Origin of the sequence: Streptosporangium lutulentum (genome assembly GCF_030811455.1) — a bacterium.
Lineage (GTDB): Bacteria > Actinomycetota > Actinomycetes > Streptosporangiales > Streptosporangiaceae > Streptosporangium > Streptosporangium lutulentum.
In genome coordinates this window covers 2,272,085-2,285,705 of the sequence record NZ_JAUSQU010000001.1, presented here as the reverse complement: position 1 = coordinate 2,285,705, position 13,621 = coordinate 2,272,085, and the positions used below count along the sequence as shown (strand labels likewise).

Sequence of the window (13,621 nt, the reverse complement as noted above, 5' to 3'; positions counted from 1 at the left end):
CTCTATGTTACAGCCGCCTTGTCGTAACAGCCAACGTTGCGATCAGGCTGTTGTAACAATTAATGTTTCGACAGTCGGGAGAAGCCAACCAGCGAGGTGAGAAGAATGAACAAGCCACTCACGGGCAAGGTCGCCCTGGTCACCGGGGGATCCCGCGGACTGGGAGCCGCGACCGTACGGCTGCTGGCCGAGCGGGGCGCCGATGTCGCCTTCACCTATGTCAGCTCGGAGAAGCAGGCGCGGGCCGTCGTCGACGAGGTCCGCGGCAAGGGAACGAAGGTCGCCGCCTTCAAGTCCGACCAGGCGGACATGAGCCGGGCGCCGGCGCTGATCGACGACGTGGTCGCGTACTTCGGCGGCCTGGACATCCTCGTCAACAACGCGGCGATCTCACCGGAGCAGGGCCGTACGGTGGACGACCCGGACGTCGACACCGCCGCACTGGACCGAATGCACGCCACCAACTACCTCGGCGTGATCGCCGTCATCCGGGCCGCCTCCCGAGTGCTGCGCGCGGACGGCCGCGTCATCACGGTGAGTTCCGGACTGGGCTCCCGGGTCGGGCTCCCGGGCCTCGCCGATTACTCGGCGACCAAGTCGGGGGTCGAGAGATACACCATGGGCGTCGCGCGGGACCTCGGCCCCCGGGGCATCACGGCCAACGTCGTGGAGGCCGGGCTGATGGAGAGCGGGATGGAGCCGCCGGACCCCGAGGCCCTCAGGGCCCTGCTCGGCTCGCTGTCCCTGCAGCGCATGGGCCGTCCCGGCGAGATCGCCGAGGCGATCGCCTTCCTGGCGAGCCCCGCCGCGTCGTACGTCACGGGCGCGGTACTGGACGCCCACGGCGGCTACAACGCCTGAACGCCGAGCCCCGCCGCGCCCTCCGAAGGCCCTGACCTGGCCCTACAGGGAGCAGCGCCTAGGCTTTCACCTACCGAACCGTACAGACAGGAGGGATCATGAGGATATTCCTCGCCGGTGCGTCCGGCGTGATCGGGCAGCGGCTGATTCCCCGGTTGGTCCAGGCGGGGCACGTGGTCGGCGGCATGACGCGCTCGTCCGGCAAGACGGAGTCGCTGGCCCGGCTCGGCGCCGAGCCGATCCTGTGTGACGTCTTCGACCGCGACGCATTGATCCAGGCGGTTCGTGACTTCAACCCGGACGTCATCCTGAACGAGCTGACCGATCTGCCGGACGCGGTGGAGAAGATCGGTGATCACGCGGAGCCGAACGCCCGCATCCGGACCGAGGGCAACCGGAACGTGATCGAGGCGGCACGACAGAGCGGATCGCCGAAGATCCTGGCCCAAAGCGTCGCCTGGCGGTTGCCCGAGGGACCCGATGCCCTGGCCGTCGCCGAGCTGGAGCGTTCCGTTCTCGCCGAAGGCGGCGTCGTGCTGAGCTACGGGCAGTTCTACGGGCCCGGCACCTACAACGAGCGGCAGCTCCCCGCGGAGCCCCGCGTCCAGATCGACCGGGCCGCCGACCGCACGGTGGAACTGCTGGACGAGCCGTCGGGCGTCGTCGTCATCACCGACTAGTGCGCTGACCGTCAGCGTTCACCGGGTTTGACGAGTCGCCGATTGACGGCGCCGGAGTCGTCGCGGCCCAGCAGGAGGGGCAGCCGCGCGGCGCTGACCGGATCGGCGGGAGTGAAGGCCACGACGCGTGCGTCGGGCATGCCGACGAGTTCCATCGTGACGGCTTCCAGGTCGATTCGGCCGGTGTCGGGGTGGCGGCACCGCTTGACGCGCGGGGCGACGGCACGGACCTCGTGCCGGTTCCAACGGGTGCGGAACTCCTCGCTGGAGGAGTTCAAACGGGCGAGCAGCTCGACGAACTGTGGCTGGCCGACGTGCCGTGCAGTGATCGCCCGGAGCTGGGCCACCATGGCGTCGGCATCGGCACCCCAGTCGAGGAATCGGCGGCGGAGGGCCGGATGGTGAAACAGCAGCCACAGCGTGTTGCGCTCGTCGGCGGGCAGGCGCGGGTAGTCGACGGCGAACGCACGCTGGGCGTCGTTCCACGCGAGGACGTCGTAGCGCAGGTTGATGACATACGCGGGAACGGGATTCAGGGCGTCGAGCATCGTTTGCACCGCCGTGGGGACACGAGCGCCGCCGGGTGCGTCGGGGGCCAGGACGTCGGTGTAGCCGGCCAGGGCCAGCAGGTGATCGTGTTCGTCCGGACTCAGGCGCAGCGCGCGCGTCAGCGCGTCGAGAACCTGGAGCGAGGGGCGAGTGCCGCGTCCCTGTTCGAGCCACGTGTACCAGGTCGTGCTGATGTGCGTCAGCTGGGCGACCTCCTCTCGCCGCAGCCCCGGGGTCCGGCGTCGTTCGCCCGGCGGCAGCCCGACGGCCTGCGGTGTCAGCCGTGCCCGACGGTCGATGAGGAAACGACCCATCTCCTTGCGTCGCTCCAGGTCCGACATACGGGATCCCCTTCGACCGGTCCGTGGAGGGTAGCTGCTGATACCAGGATAAGGCTGTTACTGGTACAGCTTGCGCGCCCGAGTGACCCTGGTGGCATGCCTCCCGCGCCCGTCACGTCCCGTGCGGCGCGTTCATTCATATGCGCAAGGAAGTAAGAGCATGGACATCAATGTCTCGGACAAGGTCATCCTGGTCACCGGCGCGGGCCGCGGAATCGGCCGAAGCCTGGCCGTCGGACTGGCCCGCGAAGGCGCGCGCACGGCGGTCCTGACCCGTCGTGGGGAGGACGGAGATCGGCTCGCCGAGGAGATCGGCCGACTGCCCGGGGCCGGGCCGGTATTCCCGGTCGTCGCGGACGTCAGCGACGAGGACGCGGTCGAGGCAGCCGTGACCCGCGTCGATCGGCAGTGGGGCCGCATCGACGCGCTCGTGCACAACGCGGGATGGATGCCTCCGGCCCGCCCGGTCCTGGACACCGACCTCGCCACACTGCGCGGTGTGCTGGAAACCAACCTGGTCGGGTCCTTCGTCGTCACCAAGCATGTGGCCCCGGTCATGATCCGCGGGGGCGGCGGCCGGATCGTCTACGTCTCCAGCATGATCGGCGTTCAGGCGAATCCGGGCTTGGCCGCGTATGGGGCGAGCAAAGCGGGTGTGAACATCCTGAGCAACGTCGTCCATCGGGAACTGGCGGACCAGGGCGTGCGCACCGCCGTCCTGGCTCCGGGCCTGACCGATACGCCTGGGATGCGCGCCTCCGTAGGGAAGGAGTACATCGACAAGGTGGCGTCGGCATATCCCGGTGGCCGCGTCGGTCAGCCCGAGGACATTCTCGCGCTGACCGTCTTCCTGTGCAGCGACGCGGCCCAGCACATCTCCGGAACCCTTCTCCCGGTCCGCCCGGTCACCGGATAGCGCGCTGGGTGTCGATGTGGCCGGCAGCGTTGACAGTGAACGTTCGCCGGGTCTGACCCAGGCGGATCTCGTGTGGGGCCGGCGCTGCGATCGGACGGCGCCGCGACCCGTCCAGGCCGGCCGGTGAGGGCCGGCCTGGACGTCGTCATCAGACGAGGTCGAACCTGTCGAGGTTCATGACCTTGTCCCACGCCGCGACGAAGTCGTTCACGAACTTCTCCTTCGCGTCATCGCTCGCGTAGACCTCCGCGAGCGCGCGCAGCTCGGAGTTCGACCCGAAGACCAGGTCGGCGCGGCTGCCGGTCCACACGACCTCGCCCGTGGCGGCGTCGCGACCCTCGAAGACGTTCGCGTCCTCGGACGTCGCCTTCCACGTCGTGCCCAGGTCGAGCAGGTTGACGAAGAAGTCGTTGGTCAGCGACCCGGGGGTCGCGGTGAGGACGCCGAGCGGCGACTGCTGGGAGTTCGCGCCCAGGACGCGCAGACCACCGACGAGGACCGTCATCTCGGGGGCGGACAGGGTCAGCAGGTTCGCCCGGTCGATCAGCAGGTACTCGGCCGGCAGCCGGTTGCCCTTCCCGAGGTAGTTGCGGAACCCGTCGGCGACCGGCTCGAGCGCGGCGAACGACTCCACGTCGGTCTGCTCCTGCGACGTGTCCGCGCGGCCCGGTGTGAAGGGGACCTCGACCTCGAAGCCGGCGTCCTTGGCGGCCCGCTCGACGGCGGCACCGCCGGCGAGCACGATCAGGTCGGCGAGCGAGACCCGCTTGCCACCGGTCTGGGCGGCGTTGAAGGTCTCCTGGATCCCCTCAAGGGTGCGCAGCACCGTCGCCAGCTGGTCGGGGTCGTTGACCTCCCATCCGCTCTGCGGCTCGAGGCGGACGCGCGCGCCGTTGGCGCCGCCGCGCTTGTCGCTGCCGCGGAAGGACGAGGCCGACGCCCACGCGACGGACACGAGCTGGGACACCGACAGGCCCGAGGCGAGGACCTGACCCTTGAGGGAGGCGACGTCCTCGGCGTCGACGAGCTCGTGCGTCACCGCGGGGACGGGGTCCTGCCACAGCAGCGTCTCGGCCGGGACCTCCGAGCCGAGGTAGCGCACGATCGGGCCCAGGTCACGGTGGGTCAGCTTGAACCACGCCCGGGCGAACGCGTCCGCGAACTCGTCGGGGTTCTCAAGCCAGCGCCGCGTGATCTGCTCGTAGACCGGGTCGACGCGGAGCGCGATGTCGCTCGTCAGCATCGTCGGGGCGACCCTCTTCGACGGGTCGTGGGCGTCGGGGACGGTACCCGCGCCCGCGCCGTCCTTCGGCCGCCACTGGTGGGCGCCGGCGGGGCTCTTGAACAGCTCCCACTCGTAGCCGTACAGGATCTCGAGGAAGCTGTTGTCCCACGTCACCGGGGTGTTCGTCCAGATGCCCTCGAGACCGCTGGTGATCGTGTCGGCGCCCTTGCCGGTGCCGTAGGTGTTCTTCCAGCCGAGGCCCTGAGCCTCGATCGGCGCGGCCTCGGGGTCGTCGCCGACGTGGTCGGCCGGTCCGGCGCCGTGGGTCTTGCCGAAGGTGTGACCGCCCGCGATCAGGGCGGCCGTCTCCTCGTCGTTCATCGCCATCCGGTGGAACGTCTCACGGATGTCGCGGGCCGAGGCGAGCGGGTCCGGGTTGCCGTTCGGGCCCTCCGGGTTGACGTAGATGAGGCCCATCTGGACCGCGCCGAGGGGGCTCTCCAGCTCCCGGTCGCCGGTGTAGCGCTCGTCGCCGAGCCAAGTGGTCTCGGGACCCCAGTAGACGTCCTCGTCGGGCTCCCAGACGTCCGCACGGCCGCCGGCGAAGCCGAAGGTCTTGAAACCCATCGACTCCAGGGCGACGTTACCGGTGAGGATCATGAGGTCGGCCCACGAGATCTTCTTGCCGTACTTCTTCTTGATCGGCCACAGCAGGCGGCGGGCCTTGTCGAGGTTGCCGTTGTCCGGCCAGCTGTTGAGGGGGGCGAAGCGCTGCTGGCCCGCCCCGGCGCCGCCGCGACCGTCGCTGATCCGGTAGGTGCCCGCGCTGTGCCACGCCATCCGGATCATGAACGGGCCGTAGTGACCGAAGTCGGCCGGCCACCAGTCCTGCGAGGTCGTCAGCAACTCCGCGATGTCCTGCTTCACCGCCGCGAGGTCGAGGGACTTGAACGCCTCCGCGTAGTCGAACTCCTCGCCGAGGGGGTTGGCCACGGCGGGGTTCTTGGCGAGGATCTTCAGGTTGAGCCGCTCCGGCCACCACTGGCGGTTTCCGCCGCCCTGGGTCGGGTGCGGGGCGCGCCCGTGCGCGACCGGGCAGCCACCCTCACCCTCTGTCTTCGCGTCTACGACGATTGCATCATGGTTCTCAGACATGGAAATCTTTCTGAATTAGGCGAATCACAGTGCTCAGGAACTGTGAGCGGTGGAACAGCTGGGGCACAGGCCCCAGTAGATGACCTCGGCCTCGTCGATCACGAAGCCGTGGCTGTCGGAGGCGGTCAGGCAGGGCGCCTCGCCGACCGCGCAGTCGACGTCGGCGACGGCACCGCACGACCGGCATACGGCGTGGTGGTGGTTGTCCCCGACGCGTCCCTCGAACCGGGCCGGGCTGTCGGCCGGTTCGATGCGGCGCACGAGTCCTGCGGCGGTGAGCGCGTGGAGGGCCTCGTACACGGCCTGAAGGGAGATGTGGCCTACACGATCACGCACTCCGGAGGCGATCGCCTCGACACCGAGGTGATCACCCTCCCGCACGGTGTCGAGCAGTGCGACGCGGGCGGCCGTCACCCGGAGGCCTGCCCCACGCAGCTCCTCGGCGGTGGTCGAGGACTTGGGTGCGGTCATGGCGCCAAACCTGCCTTCGCAAACACGAACCATCCAAGACAATGAATGACCCAAGTCTAGTATCGCGTCGGACAACGTTTGCCCCATTACGGCGTGACATGTCATCCAGATGGTGATCTTGGGGGCGCATCACAGTCAAGCCGGCCGACTCCATGGTCATCGAGGGTGATGGTAGACGACATCGGCCACGAGGACCTGCGGGTTCCGCTCCGTCGGGAAGGCGTGTCGCCCCAACGGGCGGAGACGCCGAAGGCCGCCCCCTCCTAACATGGCGGCTGTGTCCCTTCGCGAACTCGTCATCCTCGGCACCTCGAGCGCGGTGCCCACGCGCCTGCGCAACCAGAACGGGTATCTGCTGCTCTGGGACGGAGCCGGCTTCCTGTTCGATCCGGGTGAGGGCACGCAGCGGCAGATGGCTCACGCGAGGGTCAGCGCCGGCGACATCACCTGGATCTGCGTCACGCATCTGCACGGGGACCACTGCCTCGGCGTTCCGGGAGTCGTCCAGCGGATCTCCCGCGACGGCGTCGGGCACCGGATCGGGGCCGCCTACCCGCTGAGCGGGCAGGCCTACTGGCGGCGACTGCGCCACGCCACCGTCTTCCACGACACCGCCGACATCGCCGAGCATCCCCTCGACGGCGAGGTCGTACGCCTGCCCGCCGGGCCCGTCACCCTCACAGCGCGCCCGCTCTCCCACCCCGTCCCCGCGTACGGCTACCGCCTCGACGAACCGGACGGACGCCAGATGATCCCCGAACTCCTCCGCGCCCGCGGCGTCCACGGGCCGCTCATCGGCGAACTCCAGCGCGAAGGAACGGTCACCGTCGAAGGCGCCACCGTCACCCTTGAGGAGTGCAGCCGCCCGCGCCCCGGGCAGAGCGCCGCGTTCGTCATGGACACCCGGCTGTGCGACAACGCCTTCGCCCTCGCCGAAGGCGCCGACCTGCTCGTCATCGAGTCGACGTTCCTGGCCGCCGAGGCCGGGCTCGCCGAGGAGTACGGTCACCTCACCGCCGGCCAGGCCGCCCGGGTCGCAGCCGAGTCGGGCGTACGCCTCCTGGTCCTCACCCACTTCTCCGAGCGCTACGACGCCGACGACGAGCCGAGGTTTCTCGACGAGGCCCGCTCCCACTTCTCCGGAGAGATCGTCGTCGCCCGTGACCTCACCCGGGTCCCCGTTCCCAGGCGGCGGGCCGATCAGGGCCCGTGACGGGGAGACGGCGGGCCGGGAGATCCCCGGTTGACCGCATCGCCGGAGCCGCGCGCGCCGGTCACCGATCCTGCGGGCCTTCGGGCGGCGCGGCGGGAACGACACAGGACAGGGCACCGCGCAGGATGGCGGCGAAGGATCCGGTGGTGCCGTGTTCGAGCCAGTGCCGCCCCGCCACGCGGACGGCTCCGGCGACCGTGGCGGCCGTGACGGCGGGGAACAGGTCATGTCCGGGGTCGGTGCCGGTGCGCGCCGCGATCGCCTCGGCGAGCGGACCCTCCGCCACGGTGAACGCCTTCAGCGCCTCGCCCTCCAACTCGGGCGTCGACATGATCATGCGCAGGCCGGCCTTGTCGGGCTCGGGGTCGGTGTAGAGCTCGATCATGGCCGCGATGACGGCCTGGTCGAGTGGCTCGCCGGCAAGCCGCTGCTGATCATCGCCGAGGACGTCGAGGGCGAGGCCCTGGCCACCCTGATCGTCAACAAGATGAAGGGCATCTTCCGCTCGGTCGCCGTCAAGGCTCCGGGCTTCGGCGACCGCCGCAAGGCCATGCTCGGCGACATCGGCATCCTGACCGGTGCCCAGGTCATCAGCGAGGACCTCGGCCTCAAGCTGGAGTCCACCACGCTGGACCAGCTCGGCCGCGCCCGCCAGGTCATCGTCACCAAGGACGAGACCACCATCGTCGACGGCGCCGGTGACCCCGACCAGATCGCCGGCCGGGTCAACCAGATCCGCGCCGAGATCGAGAACACCGACTCCGACTACGACCGCGAGAAGCTCCAGGAGCGTCTCGCCAAGCTGGCCGGCGGCGTCGCCGTCATCAAGGCCGGCGCGGCGACCGAGGTCGAGCTCAAGGAGCGCAAGCACCGCATCGAGGACGCCGTTCGCAACGCGAAGGCGGCCGTCGAGGAGGGCATCGTCCCCGGCGGTGGCGTGGCGCTGCTGCAGGCCGGCGCCAAGGCGTTCGACAAGCTCGAGCTCTTCGGCGACGAGGCCACCGGTGCCGCGATCGTCCGCAAGGCGCTGGAGGAGCCGCTGAAGCAGATCGCGGTCAACGCCGGTCTCGAAGGCGGCGTCGTGGTGGAGAAGGTGCGCAACCTCACCCCCGGTGAGGGTCTGAACGCCGCCACCGGCGAGTACGTGAACATGTTCGAGTCGGGCATCATCGACCCGGCCAAGGTGACGCGCTCCGCGCTGCAGAACGCCGCCTCCATCGCGGCGTTGTTCCTGACCACCGAGGCCGTCATCGCCGAGAAGCCCGAGAAGGCCGGAGCCGCTCCCGCCATGCCGGGCGGCGGCGACATGGACTTCTAGTGGCCCGTCACGCAACCTTGGCCGGGTAACTGGTCCAGCTTCTGATGGGTGAGCTGGCGGCGAAGTTCGTCTTGGGCCGGGCTTGGGCGTTGCGCCAGCGCACATAGGCGCCGATCGCCGCGTTCTGCTCGGCATGGCTGCGGTGATCAGTGCCATTGAGGGCGTAGTAGCGCAAGGCGGCGAATTCTGACTCGATCCAGTTCAACCACGAGCCATAGGTCGGCAGGAACACCAGCTCGACATCGTTGGCAGCCGCCCAGGCGCGGACCTCGCGGTGCTTGTGCGGCGAGTAGTTATCCATGATCACATGCAGTTTTTCGCCAGGCCAGCGCGCCCGGAGCGTCTTGAGGAAGGACAAGAACTCCCGCCAGCGTTTGCGTTTGCGGATGCGGTAAAACAGCTTGCCGGTGGCCAGATCCAGGGCCGCGATCATCTGCATGACGCCGTCGTAGCGATGGTAGGTGGCCCGCAGCCGGGCCGGTGAACCCTGAGGTCGCCACCGTTTGCCCTTACGCGGCAGCAGATTCAGCGGCCCGAGCTCATCGACGCAGATCACCCGCCCATCAGCGGGCGGGCTGTCATACAGCTTCAGCACGCGTCGCATCTTGGCGATGAAGTGCGGGTCGGTGGATGCCTTCCACGTCGTGGTGGTCTGCCAGCTCACCCCGCCCTTGCGCAGGATCCGCCGCAGATGCTCGCGGCTGATCGCCGCCACCACCCCTCGGGCGATGAGGTGCTCGGCCAGCGTGCGCAGGCTCCAGGTCGACATGCCGGCGATGCCCCACTCAGCGGGGACCGTCTTGGCGATCAGGCAGATGCGCTCACGCACCCGCTCACTGATCGCCGGGGGACGGCCCCCGCTCCATTTTGGGTCCAGCGCGTCAAACCCCCGCTCGTTGAAGGCGTGGATGACATCACGGACGTAGTCGTCACCGACCTGCATCAACGAGGTGATGTCCGGCACCGACTGGCCCTGGCCGGACATCATCACCACGATCGCCCGCCGCAACTTGATCGGATCCTTCGCGGTCCTCGTGATCCGCTGCAGTCTGCGGCCTTCCTCCATCGACAACGGCCGGACGAACACCTCTGGTCGGCGCGCCATGACCACCTCCCTATCTTGCGGAAGCAGCCAGCCTGACGGGTTCACCCCAGGAGATCAATTACCCGTCCAAGGTTCAGTGACGGGCCACTAGTAGGACTTGGTTACCTCGGGTAGGAGACGGTATGTCACCTGCGTTGGGGGTGAGGGAAGATGACCCCTCAAGAACTCGAGGCCGTGCGGGCGCGACTGGAGACGTTCGCCGCCGAGGTGTTCTCCTGTTTCGCCCGTGCTGATCAGCGGCGATGGGGCGAACGATATGTGCGCGGCCTGCTGACCGACGGGGCCCGTAAATCGATGGAGCCGATGGCGGCCCGGCTGGGCGTGGACCGCCAGGGGCTGCAGCAGTTTCTCACCGACGCCCCCTGGTCACATCAACTGGTGCTGGCCGAGCTGGCCTGGCGGATGGACACGGCGATCAACCCGGCCGCCTGGGTGGTCGATGATGTGTCCTTTGTCAAGGATGGTGAGGAGTCGCCGGGAGTGGCCCCGCAGTACTGCGGGGCGCTGGGCAAGACCGCTAACTGCCAGGTCGCCCCGAGTGTGCACCTGGTCACCGACGTCGCGTCCTGTCCGGTGAACTGGCGGCTGTTCGTGCCCGAGGGGTGGGATGCGGCCTCACCGCGCACGGAGGATTCGGCCGCGGTGGCGGCGCGCAGGCAACGGGCCCGGATCCCCGCGGACATCACTCATGTGCCCAAGTGGCAGCTGGCTTTGGACATGATCGATGAGCTGTGTTGCTGGGGGCTGGAGGCGCCGCTGGTGGTCGCCGATGAGGGCTATGGCCAAGACGGGGCCTTTCGTCTGGGCTTGACCGAGCGTGGCATCGGCTACGTGGTGGGGGTGCGCTCCGATACCGCGCTGCTGGGCATCGATGCCGGCCGGACGGTCGCGCCGTATGCGGGGACTGGGCGGCGGCCGGTGCCGCGTTATCGAGACAAGCCGCGCTCAGCCCAGCAGATCGTGACCGCCGCCGGACGGCGCGCGCTGCACGCGGTGACCTGGCGGGCCGGGTCCAAGGGGCCGTTGCGCTCACGGTTTGTCGCGCTGCGGGTACGGCCGGCGGGGCTACGGATCCGCCGCGCGCACATGGGCGAGGATCTGCCGGTGTGCTGGCTGCTGGCCGAATGGCCACCTGGTGAGAGCGAGCCGACCAAATACTGGCTGTCCACCCTCCCGGCAGACATCCCGCTACGGCGCCTGGTGCGCCTGGCCAAAATCCGCTGGCGCATCGAACACGACTACCGGGAGTTGAAGACCGGCCTGGGTCTGGACCACTTCGAGGGCCGCACCTGGAGTGGCTGGCACCATCACGTGACCCTGGCCTCGGTCGCACACGCCTTCTGCACCCTGGAGCGGCTCGACCCAAAAGTGCCGGCTGCGGTTTGAGCACCTACCGGATCATCGCCGAGTTGCAACTACTCCTGGCGTGCTGGGCCGGAATCTGCCCCACCTGCCGCCGAGCGTTACCCAGACACGCCCAGCCCGTCCCCACCTAACCAAGCCCTACTAGGCCGGATCACCGAAAGAACTCGGGGAGGGCCGCATAGTGTCGCGCGGCCCTCCCCCGGCCTGGACCAGGTGTGACGCGTCGAGGCCGCCGGAGTTCACCAGGCGTCCCAGTGGATCACCTGACCGGGGTCCGGGCGGTGAGCCGGACGGAAGTCGGTGCCCTTGGTGTAGGCGAGCGGCGTCAGCACCGCCTGCGCGACGGTGTCGTACGGGATGCCGAGGATCTCGGCGACCTCCCGCTCGTAGACCAGGTGCATCGACGTCCAGGCGGTGCCGAGCCCGCGCGCCCGGGCCGCCAGCATGAAGCTCCACGTCGCCGGGAGAATGTTGCCGATCCCCGCGGTGGCCGAGGCCCGATCGTTGCCCTCGTTACAGCCGATCACCAGCACGGGAGCCTCGCCCATGTGCTCGCCCAGGTAGTCGGCCGAGCTCGCCACCCGGCTCTGGATCCGGTCGCGCTCGGGGTCGCCGGTCGGCTTGCCGGGGTAGCCGGGCGAGGCCTTGTACATGGCGTACACCTGCCCGTACAGGTCGCCGATCGCGCGTCGCTTCTCCTCGTCGCGGACCACGACGAACCGCATGGTCACCATGTTCGATCCCGACGGCGCCTGCAACGCCATCGCGACGCACTCGCTGATCACGTCGTCGGGAACCGGGCGCGTGAAGTCGAGACGCTTGCGCACGGCGCGGGTGGTGGAGAGCAACTGGTCCGGATTGAGGTCAAGCAATGTCATACCGAGGAGTTTATTGATCCATGCCGAGCGCCCGGTCGGCGGGATGCGGGAAGGCCGGCCGTTCCCACCGGCCCGCCCGGCGACGACCCGCGGTTCGGCGCCCGACACACCGCGCTGCAGAACACCGCCTCCATCGCGGCGCCGTTCCCGACCACCGAGGCCGTCATCGCCGACGGCCCGCGAGACCGGGGAATGATCGCGACGTCCCCAAAGCCGGGCGAGCGGCTACCGATGCACGGCGCGCCGGCCTCCGCCTTCCCCGCGTGGCCCGCACCCCCGGCATCGTTCAGTCGGCCGGTCGCCCGGCTCGGGGGGTGACTGCGACGGCACCCAGGACCGGCTTTCGTCAGAGCGGCAGCGGGATGCGGTCGAGGAACCAGTACAGGCTCACCGCCACGATGGGGACCGAGATCGCGGCCATCGCCCAGCGAGTCGCGGACGTCCGGCGCAGCAGCAGCAACAGCGGGAAGAGCACCGCGATGATCGCGAGCTGTGTCGCCTCGATGCCGAGGTTGAAGCTCAGCAGCGACAGGAGCAGTTCCCACGATCCGCTCTCCTTGATGTCCAGTGCCCCGGCGAAGCCCAGCCCGTGCACCAGGCCGAAGGCGAAGACGATCGGCAGCCGCCATCTGCCCAGGCTGTCCTCCCCGCGGCCCAGGAGGTTGGTGACCGCCACGACGATGATCGACGCCGCGATGACGGGTTCGACGATCTCTCCCGGAACGTCCACGATCCCCATGGCCGCCAGAAGGAACGTGATGCTGTGGGCGGCCGTGAAGGCGGAGGCCGTGACGACGATGTCGCGCAGGCGGCGTGCGCCGAGGAGCAGCGCGAGCAGGAAGAAGATGTGGTCGAGGCCGAGCAGCAGGTGTTCGGCGCCGAGCAGGAAGAACTCCCCGATCTGATGGGACGCCGGGTGCTCGCCGACCCGCAGCGTCGGGTTCCTGGCGACCAGGACCGCGGAGCCCTTCTCCCCGTCGAGGTCGTAGCGGACGAGTGTCTCCGTGCTGTGGACGAAGCTCTCGGTGTCGGGGAACAGCGCGCTCGAGATCGCGTGGACTCCCCCCTCTCCGCCCGCACAGGCGTAGGCGTAGGTCAGCACCGCGAAGGCCGCCTTGCCGCGGACGCGGACGTCCGCCTCGCCCGCCGGCGTGGGCGCGCACGGCCTGTCGTCGTACGCCACGGCGAAGCGGTCCGTGACATAGGCGGTCACGGCGTCGCGGTTGATCGCGAGTTGGCGGAGCTGTTCGGTCCGCTCCTTCGCCTCGTAGGCCTCCGCGTAGAGCCAGGCCGACTTCATGAGGAGGTCGTACTCGAGGTCGAGCACGACCTTGACGTTCGCGCCCGTGCCGGTCACCTCGGCGTGGGCGGCCGTGGTCGCGTCGTGCGCCGCCGCCGGAGCGGGACGCATCAGACCGGCCAGCACGCCGCCGAGGATGACGGCGAGGACGACGGCGGACGGCCAGCGCCTGCGGGACATGTCTCGTCTCTCCCTGTCGGGGATGGGTGAATGCCGCCCCGGACCGGGTCCGGGGCGGCGGTGA

Annotated in this window: 12 protein-coding genes and 1 pseudogene; 6 read left to right on the top strand and 7 right to left on the bottom strand. The window is 69.3% G+C overall.

The features are described 5' to 3' along the window. Positions 1–105 precede the first annotated feature (105 nt). Positions 106–861: an SDR family NAD(P)-dependent oxidoreductase gene (locus J2853_RS09705; RefSeq protein WP_307556655.1), complete on the top strand. Its 756-nt coding sequence runs from the start codon at positions 106–108 to the stop codon at positions 859–861. A gap of 98 nt (positions 862–959) precedes the next feature. Further along, entirely contained in the window at positions 960–1,541 is a 582-nt protein-coding gene (locus tag J2853_RS09700) for an SDR family oxidoreductase (protein ID WP_307556654.1), read from the top strand. Positions 1,542–1,552: 11 nt separating this feature from the next. On the opposite strand, the gene J2853_RS09695 is transcribed toward J2853_RS09700, so the two are convergent. Beyond that, positions 1,553–2,431, bottom strand: coding sequence for a helix-turn-helix transcriptional regulator (locus tag J2853_RS09695; protein ID WP_307556653.1), 879 nt, complete (start codon positions 2,429–2,431; stop codon positions 1,553–1,555). 160 nt (positions 2,432–2,591) lie between these two features. On the opposite strand from J2853_RS09695, the gene J2853_RS09690 reads away from it, so the two are divergent. After that, the gene (locus tag J2853_RS09690) at positions 2,592–3,347 is read left to right on the top strand and encodes an SDR family NAD(P)-dependent oxidoreductase (protein ID WP_307556652.1); all 756 of its coding nucleotides are present in this window, start codon (positions 2,592–2,594) and stop codon (positions 3,345–3,347) included. A gap of 148 nt (positions 3,348–3,495) precedes the next feature. Here J2853_RS09690 and katG read toward each other — a convergent pair whose 3' ends face one another. Both katG and J2853_RS09680 read right to left on the bottom strand, forming a co-directional pair. Further along, entirely contained in the window at positions 3,496–5,727 is a 2,232-nt protein-coding gene (gene katG / locus J2853_RS09685) for a catalase/peroxidase HPI (protein WP_307556651.1), read from the bottom strand. 33 nt (positions 5,728–5,760) lie between these two features. After that, positions 5,761–6,198 carry a Fur family transcriptional regulator gene (locus J2853_RS09680; RefSeq protein WP_307556650.1) on the bottom strand — a complete coding sequence of 146 codons (438 nt, stop codon included), beginning with the start codon at positions 6,196–6,198 and terminating at the stop codon, positions 5,761–5,763. Positions 6,199–6,475: 277 nt separating this feature from the next. Between J2853_RS09680 and J2853_RS09675 the strand changes: the two genes are divergently transcribed. Continuing rightward, positions 6,476–7,411 (top strand): ribonuclease Z, encoded by a 936-nt coding sequence (locus J2853_RS09675; protein ID WP_307556649.1) that lies wholly within the window; start codon positions 6,476–6,478, stop codon positions 7,409–7,411. Positions 7,412–7,472: 61 nt separating this feature from the next. Here J2853_RS09675 and J2853_RS09670 read toward each other — a convergent pair whose 3' ends face one another. Next, entirely contained in the window at positions 7,473–7,805 is a 333-nt protein-coding gene (locus J2853_RS09670) for an acyl-CoA-like ligand-binding transcription factor (RefSeq protein WP_370879521.1), read from the bottom strand. Between the two features lie 21 nt (positions 7,806–7,826). On the opposite strand from J2853_RS09670, the pseudogene groEL reads away from it, so the two are divergent. After that, positions 7,827–8,729: pseudogene (groEL, locus tag J2853_RS09665) on the top strand (chaperonin GroEL); the annotation flags it as partial. Positions 8,730–8,736: 7 nt separating this feature from the next. On the opposite strand, the gene J2853_RS09660 reads toward groEL, so the two are convergent. After that, entirely contained in the window at positions 8,737–9,834 is a 1,098-nt protein-coding gene (locus J2853_RS09660; protein ID WP_307554255.1) for an IS630 family transposase, read from the bottom strand. Positions 9,835–9,984: 150 nt separating this feature from the next. Here J2853_RS09660 and J2853_RS09655 point away from each other — a divergent pair, with 150 nt between their 5' ends. After that, positions 9,985–11,220 carry an IS701 family transposase gene (locus J2853_RS09655; protein WP_307554052.1) on the top strand — a complete coding sequence of 412 codons (1,236 nt, stop codon included), beginning with the start codon at positions 9,985–9,987 and terminating at the stop codon, positions 11,218–11,220. Positions 11,221–11,438: 218 nt separating this feature from the next. On the opposite strand, the gene J2853_RS09650 is transcribed toward J2853_RS09655, so the two are convergent. Both J2853_RS09650 and J2853_RS09645 read right to left on the bottom strand, forming a co-directional pair. Further along, entirely contained in the window at positions 11,439–12,077 is a 639-nt protein-coding gene (locus J2853_RS09650) for a nitroreductase family protein (protein WP_307556647.1), read from the bottom strand. Positions 12,078–12,423: 346 nt separating this feature from the next. Further along, positions 12,424–13,557 (bottom strand): HupE/UreJ family protein, encoded by a 1,134-nt coding sequence (locus J2853_RS09645; RefSeq protein WP_307556646.1) that lies wholly within the window; start codon positions 13,555–13,557, stop codon positions 12,424–12,426. Positions 13,558–13,621 lie beyond the last annotated feature (64 nt).